Origin of the sequence: Oceanobacillus sp. M65 (assembly GCF_052246275.1) — a bacterium.
Classification (GTDB): Bacteria; Bacillota; Bacilli; order Bacillales; family Amphibacillaceae; genus Oceanobacillus_B; species Oceanobacillus_B jordanicus.
Genome location: NZ_JBQQCJ010000002.1, coordinates 213,227 through 230,755 on the forward strand (window position 1 = coordinate 213,227; position 17,529 = coordinate 230,755).

The window sequence follows — 17,529 nt, forward strand, 5'->3', positions numbered from 1 at the left end:
AAAGCAACGGGGTATATGTTAAGATAAATTTACAAAATCATAAAGTTATTAATCCTGATGTGTTCGTCTGAATAAAGTGTTTGACCGAACAACTGATTATTTGGGAGCTCGTTTCGTTTCTGTGTTGCGTGCAGGCCTCACCCTTGTGGAGAGGAAGCATAATATATGCAGAACAGAGCACCCACCTGCTATGAGCGGGATCAAAACTTGTTACCGGACGGCACAATCGGGATTACTACATAAAAAACCCCCCTGTAGAAATAATACAGGGGGTTTTTTACTTGATAGATCGGAGGGAAAATCGAGCCTCATATCATGCTTTACAGAAGCAGTCGCTTGCACTTTTGTTTCCTTAATTTCCTTGAGCAAGTTGCTGAAGGTTTCCGTTTTTGTCCATACGGAAAGCTGGTGGGGCTGAAGATCCAGTTTCTTCTAGGACCGTCATTTTTCTGGCTCTATCCATAATTTGGATGAATACCTGATAATCCTCTTGAATGGTTGCAAGTTGTTTCTCAGTTTGTTTCAGTTGGTGATTTAATTCTTTTACTTCTTCTTTTAATTTCGTATTCTCTTGTTCCATTTGAGCAAGAGAAGCTTTTGATTGATTGGAAGCATAGTAGTCTTTTTTAACATCCTTTAGAAAGCGAATCACGGTATCCATGTTGATAGGTGTGCTCTCAACTACTGCAGGTGTTGGTGTTTGCTCCACAGGCTGATAGTCGCTTTCGGAAGTTTGCGCTGCAATTTGGGCCACGGGTTTCATTACGCGTGGAGAATGTCCAGCCAAAGCGCGTTTCTTCTCTTTTCTCTGTCTTTTTGCAAGATCAATAGCATTGTCATACTTTGTACGAACTTCTGCATTCCAGCGAAATCCACATGCAGCAGAGGTGCGATTTAGTTTATCCCCTACTTCATCAAACGCATTTAATTGTGTACTACCTTCTCTAATATGGCGTAAAACGGTTTCCGCCAACAATAAATCATCTTCATGGGACCATGCATCCTGTCTTACTTTAACCATTTGGTTCAACTCCTTCATCGATAAAAATAAATCATAGATTTTATGTTTTATAATGTTATCTTTACCGATATGGAGTCATTTTATACCTTGATTATGAGAGTCGTTCTTTTTCTTGTATTACTTTTTAAAAGTATTATCGCCAGGCTTCTCTGTTTCTGTATAATTTGTCTTACTATTTTCTCTTGAAAAAACAGGCTAGTAGTTAGGGAGACCTTATCCCGGTGCAACCGTCCGTAAGACTCCCACTTCAAAACATGAAGTAAAACAATGAGGTTTAAGAGGGAGTAAACGGACGCTAACACCCCGATTCGTTCAACTAACAATCAGTGGGGGATATTGAAAACCCCCACTGATTAAAGTTTCACTTTATTGTTTCTTCTCACTCTGTAGCTTTTCATACACTTGTTTCATGGCTGCTTCAAACTTACCTGTACTCTTTGGCTGGTAATAGTGTTTGTTTTTAATAGAGTCAGGCAGGTATTGTTGGTCAATCCAGGCATTATCATAGTTGTGAGGGTATTTATATTCTAGGCCTCGTCCGAGTTTACTTGCTCCCTGATAGTGCGCGTCTTTTAAGTGGGATGGTATTTCTCCACTTCTCCCATTCTGGATATCTGCAAGTGCTGCATCCAATGCTTTATAAGCAGTATTTGATTTAGGAGAAAGACATAATTCCACAATGGCAACGGAGAGGGGGATGCGAGCTTCCGGAAATCCTAAACGTTCAGCTGCCTGTACGGCAGCAATAGCCCGTGGGCCAGCTTGTGGGTTTGCAAGCCCGATATCCTCATAGGCGGTTACAATCATTCGGCGTGCAATACTATCAAGATCGCCTGCTTCAATCAGCCTTCCCAAGTAATGGAGCGCTGCATCGACATCGCTCCCACGGATTGATTTTTGAAATGCTGATAGGACGTCATAATGGGCATCGCCCCCTTTATCATGAGAAAAACTTTTCTTTTGCATACATTCTTCTGCTATATTTAAGTCAATTACGATGTGCCCATCACTGTTTTTGGGGGTAGAAGCCACCGCCAGTTCCAGTCCGTTTAGAGCTGATCGCATATCCCCATTTGCACTTCCGGAAAAGTGACTTAATGCTTCATCTGATAGTTCTATTGTCAGGTCACCAAAACCCTCTTGTTCATCTTGAATTGCTCTTTTGATGGCTACCTTAACATGTTCCTCAGACAATCGATGAAGCTCGAATAAATGACACCTACTTCTTATTGCTGGATTAATTGAATGGTAAGGATTGCTCGTAGTACAGCCAATCAATGTAATTAAATTACTCTCTAGGTGAGGAAGTAAAAAGTCCTGTTTCGCTTTATCCAGCCTGTGTACTTCATCCAATATTAAAACGAGTTGTCCACGCATTTTTGCTTCTTCTACAGCAATTTCCATGTCTTTCTTCTTATCTGTCACAGCGTTCAGTTTTTTTACAGGCAAACCAAGACTTTTGGCAAGTGCCTGAGCCATTGAAGTTTTGCCTGTGCCGGGTGGCCCAAATAAAATCATAGAAGCTAATCGGTTCGCTTCTACCATTCTATAAATAATTTTTCCTTCTCCAACCAAATGCTCCTGTCCAATAATTTCATAAATGTTTTCAGGTCGCATTCGAAAGGCAAGTGGTTTCTGTTTCATTTATACCGCCCTCTATAGTAAAATAGTAGTTTCTTTAAAAAAATGTGCATTCTATTGTTTTATCAACCCATCTAAGAAGTGTTACATGAGTAATAGATATGTCTAACCTTAGCTTAAGCATGATGCCGATAAAATGCAAGAAAGACAAGATTCGTGCTATACTATCATGTATAAACAGGATAGCATTGTACTTAAAATAGAGGTGTAACAAGTGAAGATTTCAACTAAAGGAAGATATGGTCTCACCATTATGATCGATCTAGCTAAAAAGCACGGTAATGGCCCGACCTCTTTAAAAAATATTGCAAGAGAAAATGATTTATCAGAACACTATTTGGAACAGTTAGCATCCCCGTTGAGAAACGCGGGATTAATTAAGAGCATCCGAGGTGCATATGGAGGGTATATCCTGGCAAAAGAACCTGCTACGATTAGTGCAGGAGATATTATCCGAGTTTTAGAAGGACCTATCACGCCAGTCGAGGGCATTGAGGACGAAGAGCCTGCTAAGCAAGCACTATGGATGCGAATAAGAGATGCAGTGAAAGATGTTTTGGATACTACAACATTAGAGGATTTGGCGAACCATAACGGGGAGCAGCCTGAAGAAGGCTACATGTTTTATATATAAAGTGAAACGCCAATATGTTGGGGGTATTATGATCTCACCATAAGGTAGGTAAATCATTTCGAGATAAATTGTTTGGAAGGATCGATTACAATGGAACAAATTTATTTGGATCACGCTGCCACAAGCCCGATGCACGAGGAAGTAATTGCTGCTATGAATCCGATATATAAAGACGTATTTGGTAACCCGTCCAGTGTTCATTCGTTTGGACGAAAAGCGAGACAGCAGCTGGATGAAGCGAGAAGAGTATTAGCAGGGAGCATCCATGCTAATGAAAAAGAGCTTATATTTACAAGTGGTGGTACAGAGGCAGATAATATGGCCTTAATTGGGACTGCTTTAGCTAATCAGCATAAAGGAAAACATATTATCACGGTAAGCCAGGAACATCATGCGACATTGCATACTGCAGAAAAACTGGAGAAAATGGGATTCGAAGTTACCTATTTACCGATTTATAAGGACGGAAAAATAGCAATTGAGGATTTACGTACCTCTCTTCGGGACGATACGATTCTCGTTTCTATTATGTTTGTAAATAATGAGACGGGAATTATACAGCCCATTGAAGAAGCAGCGAGGCTTGTGAGCCAACACCAGGCGTATTTTCATACAGATGCAGTCCAAGCATATGGATTACTGGATTTGGATGTAAAGGAAATGAGTATTGATCTGCTCACCGTTTCTTCTCATAAAATAAACGGCCCTAAAGGAATAGCCTTTCTATATGTAAAGGAAGGTATTGCAATGCAGGCATTGCAATTTGGCGGTGAACAGGAGCGAAAACGTCGCCCAGGTACAGAAAATGTTCCGGCTATTGTGGGTTTTAAACGAGCAGTTGAAATAGCTATGGAGAAGCGACAGGAGAGAAACAAGCTTTATCAAAGCTTTAAGGATCACTTTGTACAAATACTAAAAAATAATGAAATAGATTTTGCTATAAATGGCGATCCGGAATCTGCGATTGCTTCTATTGTAAATATTAGTTTTCCTGGAACCAATGTGGAAGCACTTCTTACTAATTTTGATCTTAGTGGAATTGCTGCTTCAAGTGGTAGTGCTTGTACAGCAGGTTCAGTAGAGCCCTCCCATGTACTTAGTGCGATGTTTGGTGAAGGACATCCATGTACAACTAATTCCATCCGATTTAGCTTTGGACTTGCGAATTCAAAGGAAAATGTAGAAGAAGCTGCAGAAAGAGTGTCCAAAATAGTAAAACGATTAGTTTCATAAAAAGGATGAATGAAAATGAAAAGAATTGAAGATACAAGAGTTGTAGTGGGCATGAGCGGAGGAGTAGATTCCTCTGTTGCAGCTTTACTATTAAAACAACAAGGCTATGATGTTGTCGGGATTTTTATGAAAAACTGGGATGACACCGATGAATTTGGAGTTTGTACAGCAACAGAGGATTATGATGACGTTGTACGAGTGTGTAACCAGTTAGATATTCCTTACTATGCCGTTAACTTTGAGAAACAATATTGGGATAAAGTATTCACTTATTTCCTTGATGAATACAAAGCTGGTAGAACACCGAACCCAGATGTAATGTGTAATAAAGAAATAAAATTCAAGGCTTTTCTAGACCACGCTATTTCACTCGGAGCGGACTATTTGGCAACAGGCCATTATGCACAAGTTCGTGAAACAGACGGACGAGTGGAAATGCTTCGTGGGGTAGATGACAATAAAGATCAAACCTATTTCCTTAACCAATTGACAGAAGAAGTTCTAGAGAAAGTTATGTTCCCACTCGGGCACCTTCCAAAATCAGAGGTTAGAGAAATAGCAAAGAAACATGACCTTGTAACGGCAGATAAAAAAGACAGTACAGGAATTTGCTTTATCGGTGAACGAAATTTCAAAGAGTTTTTGAGTGAGTACTTGCCAGCACAACCTGGAGAAATGAAGACATTATCTGGAGAAACAAAAGGAAAGCATGACGGCTTAATGTACTATACAATTGGACAACGTCAAGGACTTGGAATTGGTGGAGCAGGAGATCCTTGGTTTGTAGTCGGTAAAAATCTTAATGAAAATATTCTCTATGTGGAGCAAGGTTATTCACATGAAACCCTGTACTCTGACGGTCTAATAGCAACTGATTTAAATTGGATTAACAAAGATAAAGTAGAGAACACATTCACATGTACGGCTAAATTTAGATACCGTCAAAAAGATAGCAAGGTTACGGTGTCATTGCTGGAAGATGGCAAGGTAAGAGTTGATTTTGTTGAAATGGAACGTGCTGTTACACCAGGACAAGCTGTTGTATTCTATGATGGTGAGGTTTGCCTAGGTGGCGGTACGATAGATGAAATTTTAAAAGATGAGAAAGCACTAAATTATGTTGGATAAATAAGGGGTTTTACGATGGATAAAAACAAGCAGGCTATTGCTTATATGCAAGATAATAAATTTGAAGAGGCAGCAGCTCTTTTTACGGAAGTAATTGAGGAGCAGCCAAATGATCCTGTTGGATACATTAACTTTGGTAATTTACTATTGCATGTTAATGATCAAGAGCGTGCCCAACGTTTTTTTGAAAAGGCCATCGAACTAGATGAGAAGGCTGCTACTGCTTACTATGGCTTAGGAAATTTATATGTTGAACAGGCTAATTATGGAAAAGCACAGGTCAACTACCAAAAAGCGATTGAACTTGGTTTAGAAGAAGCAGATGTGTACTACATGCTTGGTATGACATTCTTGCAACAGGAGCACGATAAGCTAGCACTTCCTTATTTGCTTAGGGCCGCTGAACTGGCACCAGAGGATGAGGAAATTCTCTTTCAATACGGACTAGCACTTGCGCAAAGTGATCACATCTCGGATGCTGGTTCCGTTTTTTACAAAGTCATCCGTTTAAATGAGGCACATAGTGATGCGCACTATAACCTTGGAGTTATTGCACTATTTGAAGATAAGGTAAATAAAGGGTTGGAGCATTTTGACCGTGCGCTTGAAGCTCAACCTGATCATGTTCTGGCACAGAACGGAAAGAAAAACGCAGAACATTTACTAAGCGAAATGTAAGATTGTGGGGTTGTGTTAAATGGAAATGGGCAGGCATTCCGAGGAAGAAAAAGTTGGCTATATAAAAGGAGAACTAGTCTACACCATTTTTCATAATGAGACAGAGCATTTTTCTATTGCGAAGATTAGAATACTGGAAACAGATGAAGATTTTCAAGAGAAGGATGTTGTGGCAAAGGGGTATTTTTCCACTCTCCAGGAAAATACACCCTACTTTTTTTATGGAGAATTTGAGAAGCATGCTAAATTCGGAATGCAGTATAATGTTCATTCCTATAAAACGTTTATTCCAGATACGAAGGATGGGTTGGTGGCGTATCTTTCCAGTGATATTTTTTACGGGATTGGCGAAAAAACAGCCGAAAAAATAGTTGGGAAGCTTGGAGAAAGTGCTATTTCAAAAATCTTGAATGACCCTAAAGTTTTAGAGGACGTTCCGGGGATAAAAAAAGAGAAGGCAGAATCTCTTGCTAGAACGTTGCAAGAGAACCAGGGTTTTGAACATGTTGTTGTTCATCTTGCAACCTACCATATTGGTCTAAAAATGGCACAAAAAATTTATCAGGCGTATAAAGAAGAAGCAATTGATATATTGGAAGAGGATCCATATCGTTATGTTTTTGATATTGAAGGGTTTGGCTTTCAAACAGCTGATGAAATAGCCGGAAGAAATGGACTTGCCCCCACACATCCTAATCGTATTGGAGCAGGCTGTATTTATGTGTTGCAAAAAAGCGTTCAAGAAGGCAACGTTTATATGCCAATGGATGAATGTACTACCAGGGTTCTCGATTTGCTAGCAACAGTCGACTTAACACATGATGTCATTCACAACAGATTGACAGAGTTAAATACTGAGAAAAAAATTATTCTTCAAGAAGGCAATGTTTATTTGCCTTCCCTTTATTATGCAGAAGATGGTTTTGCAGCACAGGTAAAACGCATTATGAGTGAAGAGACAGATCATGAGACTCCAACTGCAGAATTAATGAAAATCATCGGATCGATGGAAGAAGAGGAAGTTTTGAGCTATGGGAAGGAACAGTTTGAAGCGATCAATCAGGCAATCCATTCCAAAATGATGATATTAACTGGTGGGCCAGGGACAGGTAAAACGACTGTTGTGAAAGGTATTTTAAATGCTTATGCCTCCATCCATAATCTCTCGTTAAACAAAGAGGACTACCAGGATCGCTCAGAGTATCCATTTATTCTTACGGCACCAACTGGCCGTGCTGCAAAGCGTTTAACAGAATCAACTGGACTTCCTGCCGTTACCATTCATCGCCTGCTTGGCTGGGACGGAGTAAGCGGCTTTGAAAAAGGAGAAAGCGAACAACTTGATGGGAAGTTTTTAATTATCGATGAATTTTCTATGGTAGATATTTGGCTTGCAAACAGTTTGTTTAAAGCTATTCCTAAAGACATGCAGGTGTTAATAGTAGGAGACGAGGACCAGCTTCCTTCTGTCGGACCTGGCCAAGTCCTTTCTGATTTGCTTAGCAGTGGATACATTCCTTTTGTACGTCTAACCGAAGTTTACCGACAAAAAGAAGGATCAAAAATTATTCAGCTTGCCCACGAAATAAAAAATGACCAGGCGACAAACCTGGAAAATGATAAAGATTTTAGCTATATTTCTTGCTATGAGCCTCAGCTGCTAGACGTTATCGTAAAGATTTTTTCTAAGGCAATGGATAAAGGAATTGAAGTCCGTGATATTCAGGTGCTTGCACCAATGTATCGCTCACAGGCTGGCATAACGATGATTAACAAGGAACTTCAGAAATTGGTCAATCCAAAAACGTCGCAAAAGCGAGAGGTACGAACACAGGATGCAGTATTTCGTGTAGGAGACAAAGTGATTCAGCTTGTTAACCAACCTGAAGATGGTGTATATAATGGTGACATTGGTGAGGTTGTGGCCATTTTTACGGAAGATGAAAACACAGATAATGTGGAACAACTCGTCATCGTCTATGATGAAAAAGAAGTGGTGTATGAAAGGAAAGACTACACAAATATTATGCATGCCTACTGTATTTCGATTCATAAATCACAAGGTAGTGAATTTCCGATCGTAATTTTACCAGTAGTGTCTGCATATAACCGAATGCTACGCAAGAATTTGTTATATACAGCAATTACCCGTAGTAAACAATCCCTTATTATTTGTGGGGAACAGCGTGCGTTCGTTCGCGGCATTGAAACAATGGATACAAATAAACGCTATTCAGCTTTAAAAGAACAACTGCAAGCACGACTTGAAAAACCATTAGATGTAATTGAAGAAAACGAAGAAGACGATATTTCGCCGTATGACTTTATGTAATGTATAATTTGTTACAATTTGGGAAAGCCTAGCTTAATAAGTTTTATGTTAAAGGGGCTTGAGTTAATGCGTTGTCCGAATTGTAATGGCAGGGATATTGGTAAAATTGGCGTACAACAATATTATTGTTGGACTTGTTTTATTGAAATGGCGGTCGTCGACGATGAACTAAAAGTTCACCAGGTTGAAGCAGATGGCTCGCTTAGTTCACTAGACGATCTTTTCTCTCAAGAAGAAAGAAAAATACAATGGTAGTCACCTGAAGCATTAAATGAAGTATGTAGTATGTGAGGGGGACGGACTATGTTCAAAGACAGGAAGGGATTGACTATTCTCTACTGGTTAATCTTTGGTATTTTTCTTTTTTTATTTGTTTATTTAATGATAAAGCTGTTCCCATTTTACGGAGCTGTATTTTCTTTTCTATGGCATTTATTAGCACCTTTTATCATTGCTTGTTTCATTGCGTACTTGCTTTATCCGGTTATAAATCGAATTCACAGTTTAGGTATTCCAAGAGGCTTGGCAATTTTACTCATTTACTTATTATTCTTCGGAGGTGTAGGTTACTTAGTCTATCGCATTTTTCCAGTTATGTTAATCCAAATTAGGGATCTAAATGAACAGCTTCCACAATTTATTAGCATGTACGAAAAACTTATCTATCAAATGTATGAATATACTTCCTTCTTACCTGAAACGGTCCATGATAAAATTGACGAGCTTATTATTCGACTCGAAGGTTTTGTGAATGGTTTGCTTTCAAATATAATAGAAAGTACAACAAAGATATTTGATATGATTGTCGTCATAACGGTTATTCCGGTTCTTGTATTCTATTTTCTCAAGGATGATACCAAAATTAAATCCTATATTAAAAGATATATTCCGGAAAAGTATAAGCCCAGGACAGGTAAAATGGTAAGAGCGGTAGATGAAACAATTGGTAATTATATTCGAGGTCAGTTAATTGTTTGTCTATTTGTGAGCATAACCTCTTTTATTCTATTTCAATTACTTGGTTTGCAGTATGCCCTTCTCTTAGCACTCATTATGGGAATTACAAATATCATTCCTTATTTTGGCCCTATCATTGGGGCAATTCCTGCCGTAGCAATCGCGTTAACAATGTCGGGGAAAATGGTTATATTTGTTATCCTATCGGTGTTTGTAATGCAGTTAATTGAAAGTAATTTACTTGCCCCTTATATTGTTGGGAAAAGCATAAATATGCACCCCATTGCCATTATATTTGCATTATTACTTGGCGGACAGCTGTTTGGTGTACTTGGTATGATCCTTGCTGTACCTGTCTTTACAACGTCCAAGGTCATCATAAAGCATTTGCTTCATACAGAGCATTAACTTGGTTGATGTTTAACAGTTTAAGTGGAATGAGACAAGAGATTATCTAATCCGGTCGATACCCCTTTAACCGACGTCTCGGCTTTTTCTTGACATTGGCTAGAATGTTTTCTATAATATCGCTGAACTATAATAAATAACTGTGCATAGTTTAATAACAATAAAACCAATACGTAGAAGGTTCCAAGTACATGAAGGTCGATTGATAAGAGAGGGTTTTCCTTGGCTGAAAGAAAACCTGAATAGAGACGCATGGAATGCTAAACCAGAGTGCGGTTAATCCCCGTCGGTTTCATACCGTTACCATGATCAAGTGATGAATAAGTCTTATACTTATTTGTAATTAGGGTGGTACCGCGAACAAAACTCGTCCCTGCATTGTGCAGAGAGGGGTTTTTTTGTTTTTTATAAAACACATAGGAGGTATATGGATGAAACAGTTAACATCTGCAGAAGTAAGGCAAATGTATATCGATTTTTTTAAGGAAAAAGGACATCGTGTTGAACCAAGTGCATCACTCGTTCCACAAGAGGATCCGACATTGCTATGGATTAATAGTGGGGTAGCTACACTGAAAAAATATTTTGATGGTAGGGTGATCCCCGATAATCCACGACTTGTAAATGCCCAAAAATCTATCCGAACCAATGATATCGAAAATGTTGGTTTCACAGCAAGACACCATACATTTTTTGAAATGCTGGGTAATTTCTCAATAGGGGATTATTTTAAAAAAGAGGCAATTGAGTGGGCATGGGAATTTTTAACGAGCAGTAAATGGATTGGATTTGATCCAGCATTGCTTTCTGTTACTGTTCATCCAGAAGATGATGAAGCATTTGATATTTGGTTACATGACATAAAAATTCCAGAAGAACGTATCATACGTTTAGAGGAAAATTTCTGGGATATTGGGGAGGGCCCAAGTGGTCCAAACACAGAGATCTTCTATGATAGAGGAGAAAAATACGGTAACGATCCCAAAGACCCTGAACTGTATCCTGGTGGAGAAAATGATCGCTATTTAGAAATATGGAATTTAGTGTTCTCACAGTTTAACCATAATCCAGATGATACGTACACGCCATTACCTAAGAAAAACATTGATACAGGCATGGGACTAGAAAGAATGGTTTCGGTTATCCAGGATGTTCCTACTAACTTTGAAACAGATTTGTTTATGCCTATTATCCAGAAAACAGAAGAACTTGCGAACACCAAGTATGGAAAGACAAAGACAGGCGATACAGCATTTAAAGTGATTGCCGACCACGTCCGTACAGTTAGCTTTGCAATAGGCGATGGAGCAGTTCCTTCAAATGAAGGGAGAGGCTATGTTCTTAGAAGACTATTACGTCGTGCCGTACGATTTGCTAAAGAGATCGGCATAGAAAAACCATTTATGTTCGGACTTGTCGAAACAGTAGGCAACATCATGAAGGATTTTTATCCAGAAGTGTTAAAACAACGTGAACTGATTGAGAATATCATTAAAGTTGAGGAAACACGTTTCCACGAAACCTTAAATGATGGCTTAGAGATTTTGAGCACGATCATTAAAAAAGAAAAAACAAAGGGTAGCAATGTCTTTCCAGGGGTGGAAGTCTTCCGTCTTTATGACACGTACGGTTTTCCTAAAGAATTAACGGAAGAGTACGTGGAAGAACAAGGATTTACGATCGACCTTGAAGGCTTTGAAAAAGAGATGAAGAAACAGCGTGAACGTGCAAGGAATGCTCGTCAGAAAGTAGATTCTATGCAGGTTCAAGATAGTCTTTTAGGAGATATAGAGGTAGAAAGTGAATTTGTCGGCTATAACGAGCTGGAAAAAGAAACAAAACTTGCTGCCATTATTAATGAAAATGAAAGAACAGATGTAGCAAAAGAGGGCGAGGAAGTCTTTTTACTACTTGATCGCACCCCGTTTTATGCCGAAAGTGGTGGACAGGTAGCGGATAAAGGCTGGCTCTATTCAGAAAAAGGGACTGCTTATGTAAAGGATGTTCAAAAAGCGCCAAAAGGGCAGCATGTTCACCATGTAACAGTAACCGAAGGAGAGCTTCGTACTGGGGATAGCCTCAAAGCGAAAATAGATAATCCGTTTAGAGCGGCAGTGGTAAAAAACCATACTGCAACACACTTGCTACACCAAGCATTGAAGGATGTACTAGGTGATCATGTTAATCAAGCTGGTTCCCTTGTGAGTCCAGATCGACTGCGCTTTGACTTTTCTCATTTTAACGCAGTGACAGATGAAGAATTACAGCAAATCGAAACAATTGTAAATGAAAAAATATGGGAATCTATGCCGGTTAAGATTGAGACGATGCAGAAGGACGAAGCGAAAGAAATGGGGGCAATGGCCCTGTTTGGTGAGAAATATGGTGACGTTGTCAGGGTTGTACAAATGGAAGACTATAGTATTGAACTTTGCGGTGGCTGTCATGTTTCCAATACGTCAGAGATTGGTCTGTTTAAGATCAGCTCAGAAAGTGGGATTGGGGCAGGAACAAGAAGAATTGAAGCAGTTACGAGCAAGCATGCTTACACATTCCTGAATAGTAAGCTGCATGTATTACGTGAGGCTGCAAGTCAAGTGAAATCAACAGATGAAAACGTTCCAGAGCGTATTAATGGTCTATTCCATGAAATTCGCACACTACAGAAGGAAAATGAATCATTGAACGCGAAACTTTCCAATGTAGAGGCTTCTTCCATTTTAGATAAAGTAGAAAAAAGCCAAGATGTTCCGTTTCTTGCTCAAAAAGTAAATGTAAAAGATATGAACCAGTTACGGAACATGGTTGATGAATTAAAACAAAAACTAGGATCTGGTGTCATTTTATTAGCAGCAGAAAATAATGGAAAAGTACAGCTAGCTTCAGGTGTTTCCAAAGATTTAATTGAACGAGGCTTACAGGCTGGGCAACTTATCAAGTTAGCAGCTGGAATTTGTGGCGGTGGTGGCGGTGGCCGCCCAGATATGGCACAAGCTGGTGGAAAAGACACTAGCAAAATCGGTGATGCTCTATCTGTAACGAGCGAATATATTGCGGATAATCTGAAATAATTTCCTTTCAGCTTGTAACGAGCGATAGGAATAAGTATAATGAAACACACAGACATGTTAGAATGAATTTAACGGTGACAGGTTCGGGAAAATCTGGTTACAAACTGGTTTGAGTAGAACAAATCTATTAATCAAAGCAGGAACAAAGTGTTATTCTAAGATCGAGGTGTCATGATGAGCTCAATTGATAAAACGATGAAATTTAATTTTTCGGAGGAACCTTTTGATCAGGATATAAAGGAAATCCTTTTTACCGTGCATGAAGCGCTACGTGAAAAAGGATATAATCCGATCAATCAGATTGTGGGTTATTTACTATCAGGTGATCCTGCATATATCCCGCGCTACAATGATGCAAGGAATTTGATCCGTAAAATTGAGCGGGATGAAGTCATAGAAGAGCTGGTCAAATTTTATTTAGAACAACAGCAAAGGGATAACTAAATGAAAATACTAGGACTAGATGTAGGCTCCAAAACAATCGGTGTTGCTGTAAGTGACGCGTTTGGTTGGACTGCTCAAGGGCTAACTACAATCGAATGGAACGAAGAGAGTATTACTTCTGCAGACTCAAAACTTGCAGAAATTATTGCAGAGAACGAGATTGGAAAAGCCGTCATTGGCCTTCCTAAAAATATGAATGGTTCTATTGGAGAACGTGGCGAAGCATCTCAGCGTTATGCAGAACATATCGAAAAAACCCATCACATTGATACCGTATTATGGGATGAACGTCTAACGACTGTAGCTGCTGAACGTGTTCTTTTGGAAGCAGACATGAGTAGGAAGAAAAGGAAGAAAGTTATCGATAAGATGGCTGCCGTGATGATATTGCAAGGCTTTCTAAATCAAAAATAAAGGAGTGATATAAATGGCACTAGAAGAAAAAGAGCGTATCATAATACCGGATGAAAACGGGGAAGAACATTTATTTGAGGTTTTATTTACTTTTGATGTAGACAAAACAAGTCATTCGTACATCGCTGTTACACCAGTGGAACAGTCAGAAGACGAGGAAGTTGAAGTATATGCTTTCCGTTATGAAGAGAAGTCAAAAGATGATGATGACTTATCTTTATTCCCAATCGAATCAGATGAAGAATGGGAAATGGTTGAAGAAATGCTACACACACTTGCAGATGAAGAGAACGAATCCTAAAAAATGCACAACCTGCTGGTGTCCTAATAAAGGGCACCAGCTTTTTTTGAGCACTATTATTTTTTCTCGTCTCCCTCAGCTCAATAGAGACATACAATGATTCATTTCGCTGTAAGCAATTTCTACAATAATTCCCTCAAATGTGTCTATATCTACTAATGAAAATGGAATGGGAAGTAATATATTTTGTATGATTATGTTAATTCTCTAGGCAATAGCAATAAGAAATGTAACCCGTACCTGTCGAATTGTAGGATTATAATGGCATATAATCGTTTATTTTAGTATAATATAGCGGATGAGAGGGGGATACTTAATGTCCAAGAAGAAAAAGAATGGCAATTTTAAGGACAATCTCATTGCTCGAAGTGAAGAAGCTAAAACGGTGAGAAAGATTGTAGCAATCATTATCATTTCATTGCTTCTTATACTTATAATTGGTAGTATATCCGGCTATTTGTATGTAAAATCTGCATTAGAACCTGTGGATCCTTCTAGTGATGAAGAGGTTACCGTTGATATACCAATTGGTTCTTCAACCTCTACTATTGCTGCAATTCTTGAAGATAATGGGATTATTAAAGATGAGCGGATATTTCGTTTTTACATAAAGTTTAAAAACGAATCAGACTTTCAAGCTGGGGAGTATACATTCACACCGTCTATGTCAATTGATGAAATAATTGAATCACTCAAAGAAGGCCGAGTAATTGCGGAGCCGGTACATACTGTTACTGTTCCTGAGGGTAAAACAATTGAGGAAATTGCTGAAATATATGCCAAGGAACTATCGTTTACAAAAGAAGACTTTTTAAACGCTGTAAATGATCAGGCATACATTGAGCAACTTATTGAAGCATATCCTTCGATACTAACAGAAGACATCCTTGACCCAGAGATAAAGACACCTCTAGAAGGATATTTGTTTGCCGCAACGTATAATTTCTATGTCGATTCGCCATCTGTAGAAGCGGTGGTCGAAGAAATGTTGAATAAAACAGACTCCGTTATTGCAGAATACCGAGAGGCGATTAATGAATCCGATTTTAGCCTCCATGAGGTGTTAACCTATGCGTCATTGGTTGAAAAGGAATCTGGAAATGAGGAACAACGCAAGAAAATCTCTGGTGTATTCATAAACCGGATGGAAGAGGGAATGAAGCTTCAGACAGACCCAACTGTTCTATACGCTCTGGGAGAACATAAAGATAAAGTACTGAATAAAGACCTAGAAATCGAATCGCCTTATAATACGTACTATGTAGACGCACTTCCTGTAGGGCCAATTGGCAATTTTGCAGAGAGCTCACTGGATGCTGCATTACATCCTGAGGATTCAGATTTTCTTTATTTTTTACATGATGGGGAAGGCGATATCTATTACGCCGAGACCTATGAAGAGCATTTGCAATATAAGGATGAACATATTAATTAAATCTATAAGAGGTTGTTCAAAAAGTCCGGTAAAAATGACACATCGGTACTGATGACCTTCGACTAAATTCCGACACGTCCTGTGTCGAACGTCGAAGTCACCACATCCTGTGGAAGCTCGTTGGCTTGCTTTTTTGTTCCTCACGTATTAATTGCATACGTTTCGGTACTCAAAGCTACGCCGCCTCGAACTTCTCGGTCCTTTATATCCTCCTTTTTGAACACGCACTAATAGGGAGTGTGAATGAGTCGTTCACATTTCCCTTTTTTACACATTTGGAAAGTATAAAATTTTAGCTAGGGAGAAATAACGACGTAGTTAAAATTTTGAAGTCCCAAGTATAAGAAAAACGGAAACATTCGCTAAAAAGATGAGCGAATACGAGTTTTTCTAACACAACGAGACAATATAAGTCTTTATAGTAAAGTAACAAGTTTTAAGTGTAATGAGTTAGAGTTTAAGGAAAAGAGGTAGTTGCATGTATCTGAAAGAAGAAATGAACAACTATTTAATTGACCTGTTACCAGCGAAGGAAGCCTGGATAGAAGAGATGGAAGCGGAGGCGATTACTGACCACGTCCCAATTATGGATAAAGTCAGTATGCATTTCGTAACGCAATTAATTCGCATGAATCAACCAAAAAGAATATTAGAGGTTGGTACGGCTATTGGATACTCTGCATTACGTATGTTACAAGCAAACCCAGAAGCAAGCATTGTTACGATCGAACGTGATGAGGAAAGATATAAACAGGCTTTAGAGAGAATCCGTCAGCTAGGAAAAGAGAATAATATCTCTGTTATTCTTGGTGATGCCTTGGAAGAAATCCCTAAATTGGATGGGAAGTTTGATTTAGTATTTATCGATGCAGCAAAAGGACAATATAAACGATTTTTCGAGCTAGCTAGCCCAATGTTGTCTACGGGTGGCGTTATTCTTTCAGATAATGTATTATTCAAAGGGTATGTCGCTGAGCCTGAGATGGCAACTGGTCGATATAAAAAAATGGTGGGTAAAATTATTGATTACAACGAATGGCTAATGCAGCACCCACACTTCACAACGTCTATTGTTCCGATAGGTGATGGGGTAGCAATTAGTGTACGAAAGCCCTGAAAGGAGTAACAAAGAATGCAAGATAGACCAGTAGTAATTGGTGTAGCAGGGGGAAGTGGTAGTGGAAAAACTTCTGTTACTAGATCTATATCCCAGCGCTTTACCGATAAAACGGTGCTCGTTATTGAGCAAGATTATTACTATAAGGACCAAAGTGATCTACCACTAGAGGAGCGGTTAAACACAAACTATGACCATCCTTTAGCGTTTGATAATGACTTATTAATTGAACATTTACACGAGTTATTAAGAAATAAACCAATAGAAAAGCCTGTTTATGATTACAAGCTACACACACGTTCAAGTGATGTAATTCCTGTAGAGCCCAAAGAAGTTATCATCCTGGAGGGAATCTTAATTCTTGAGGACCCTAGACTGGTTGATTTGATGGATATAAAGGTATTTGTTGATACGGATGCCGATTTACGAATTATTCGTAGACTATTAAGGGATATTAAGGAGCGCGGCAGAACACTTGATTCCGTGATTGATCAATATATCCAAAATGTCCGCCCATCTCACCTGCAATTTATTGAGCCAACGAAGCGTTATGCCGACATTATTATTCCAGAGGGTGGGCAGAACCATGTTGCAATAGATCTTATGGCAACAAAAATTGAAAATATATTAGAAAAAAACAAGCAACTTAAGTAAAATTTTATACACTCAGAAAGACAAACTAAGGAAAATTTTAGAAAATAATAAGAAAAGTATT

At 38.8% G+C, this 17,529-nt stretch carries 16 protein-coding genes, 1 other RNA gene and 1 other annotated feature; of the genes, 15 read left to right on the forward strand and 2 right to left on the reverse strand.

The genetic code is table 11. The features are described from left to right. Positions 1 to 48 precede the first annotated feature (48 nt). Positions 49 to 237, forward strand: a non-coding RNA gene (gene ssrS, locus ACTWPF_RS08595) — 6S RNA. Positions 238 to 352: 115 nt separating this feature from the next. Here ssrS and ACTWPF_RS08600 read toward each other — a convergent pair. Beyond that, positions 353 to 1,021, reverse strand: coding sequence for an RsfA family transcriptional regulator (locus tag ACTWPF_RS08600; protein WP_443148962.1), 669 nt, complete (start codon positions 1,019 to 1,021; stop codon positions 353 to 355). 366 nt (positions 1,022 to 1,387) lie between these two features. After that, complete coding sequence (locus ACTWPF_RS08605) at positions 1,388 to 2,665, reverse strand: replication-associated recombination protein A (RefSeq protein ID WP_443148963.1); 1,278 nt, start codon at positions 2,663 to 2,665, stop codon at positions 1,388 to 1,390. Between the two features lie 211 nt (positions 2,666 to 2,876). Here ACTWPF_RS08605 and cymR point away from each other — a divergent pair, with 211 nt between their 5' ends. The 14 genes from cymR to udk all read left to right on the forward strand — a co-directional run bounded on the left by cymR (position 2,877) and on the right by udk (position 17,468). Beyond that, positions 2,877 to 3,296, forward strand: coding sequence for a cysteine metabolism transcriptional regulator CymR (gene cymR, locus ACTWPF_RS08610; protein ID WP_036572361.1), 420 nt, complete (start codon positions 2,877 to 2,879; stop codon positions 3,294 to 3,296). A 90-nt stretch (positions 3,297 to 3,386) separates the two neighbouring features. Beyond that, on the forward strand, positions 3,387 to 4,529 hold the full coding sequence (locus ACTWPF_RS08615; RefSeq protein WP_443148964.1) for a cysteine desulfurase family protein: 1,143 nt from the start codon (positions 3,387 to 3,389) through the stop codon (positions 4,527 to 4,529). Between the two features lie 15 nt (positions 4,530 to 4,544). Further along, positions 4,545 to 5,657: a tRNA 2-thiouridine(34) synthase MnmA gene (gene mnmA / locus ACTWPF_RS08620; protein ID WP_443148965.1), complete on the forward strand. Its 1,113-nt coding sequence runs from the start codon at positions 4,545 to 4,547 to the stop codon at positions 5,655 to 5,657. Between the two features lie 15 nt (positions 5,658 to 5,672). After that, positions 5,673 to 6,335 carry a tetratricopeptide repeat protein gene (locus tag ACTWPF_RS08625; RefSeq protein WP_443148966.1) on the forward strand — a complete coding sequence of 221 codons (663 nt, stop codon included), beginning with the start codon at positions 5,673 to 5,675 and terminating at the stop codon, positions 6,333 to 6,335. A 19-nt stretch (positions 6,336 to 6,354) separates the two neighbouring features. After that, positions 6,355 to 8,667: an SF1B family DNA helicase RecD2 gene (gene recD2 / locus ACTWPF_RS08630; RefSeq protein WP_443148967.1), complete on the forward strand. Its 2,313-nt coding sequence runs from the start codon at positions 6,355 to 6,357 to the stop codon at positions 8,665 to 8,667. Positions 8,668 to 8,733: 66 nt separating this feature from the next. Next, positions 8,734 to 8,922, forward strand: a complete 189-nt coding sequence (locus tag ACTWPF_RS08635) for a hypothetical protein (protein ID WP_199848485.1) — start codon at positions 8,734 to 8,736, stop codon at positions 8,920 to 8,922. Between the two features lie 48 nt (positions 8,923 to 8,970). Next, positions 8,971 to 10,032 (forward strand): AI-2E family transporter, encoded by a 1,062-nt coding sequence (locus tag ACTWPF_RS08640; RefSeq protein WP_106897018.1) that lies wholly within the window; start codon positions 8,971 to 8,973, stop codon positions 10,030 to 10,032. Between the two features lie 165 nt (positions 10,033 to 10,197). After that, positions 10,198 to 10,410, forward strand: a binding site (T-box leader). A 53-nt stretch (positions 10,411 to 10,463) separates the two neighbouring features. Next, a complete protein-coding gene (gene alaS / locus ACTWPF_RS08645; RefSeq protein ID WP_443148968.1) occupies positions 10,464 to 13,103 on the forward strand; it encodes an alanine--tRNA ligase in 2,640 nt (879 codons plus the stop codon). Positions 13,104 to 13,277: 174 nt separating this feature from the next. Continuing rightward, positions 13,278 to 13,547, forward strand: a complete 270-nt coding sequence (locus tag ACTWPF_RS08650) for an IreB family regulatory phosphoprotein (RefSeq protein WP_058949352.1) — start codon at positions 13,278 to 13,280, stop codon at positions 13,545 to 13,547. Further along, the gene (gene ruvX, locus ACTWPF_RS08655) at positions 13,548 to 13,961 is read left to right on the forward strand and encodes a Holliday junction resolvase RuvX (protein WP_036572377.1); all 414 of its coding nucleotides are present in this window, start codon (positions 13,548 to 13,550) and stop codon (positions 13,959 to 13,961) included. Between the two features lie 13 nt (positions 13,962 to 13,974). Continuing rightward, positions 13,975 to 14,262 carry a DUF1292 domain-containing protein gene (locus ACTWPF_RS08660; protein ID WP_106897016.1) on the forward strand — a complete coding sequence of 96 codons (288 nt, stop codon included), beginning with the start codon at positions 13,975 to 13,977 and terminating at the stop codon, positions 14,260 to 14,262. A gap of 316 nt (positions 14,263 to 14,578) precedes the next feature. Continuing rightward, positions 14,579 to 15,697: an endolytic transglycosylase MltG gene (mltG, locus tag ACTWPF_RS08665; RefSeq protein WP_443148969.1), complete on the forward strand. Its 1,119-nt coding sequence runs from the start codon at positions 14,579 to 14,581 to the stop codon at positions 15,695 to 15,697. A 478-nt stretch (positions 15,698 to 16,175) separates the two neighbouring features. After that, on the forward strand, positions 16,176 to 16,814 hold the full coding sequence (locus ACTWPF_RS08670) for an O-methyltransferase (protein WP_443148970.1): 639 nt from the start codon (positions 16,176 to 16,178) through the stop codon (positions 16,812 to 16,814). Between the two features lie 15 nt (positions 16,815 to 16,829). After that, positions 16,830 to 17,468, forward strand: a complete 639-nt coding sequence (gene udk, locus ACTWPF_RS08675; protein WP_058949349.1) for a uridine kinase — start codon at positions 16,830 to 16,832, stop codon at positions 17,466 to 17,468. Positions 17,469 to 17,529: the final 61 nt, after the last annotated feature.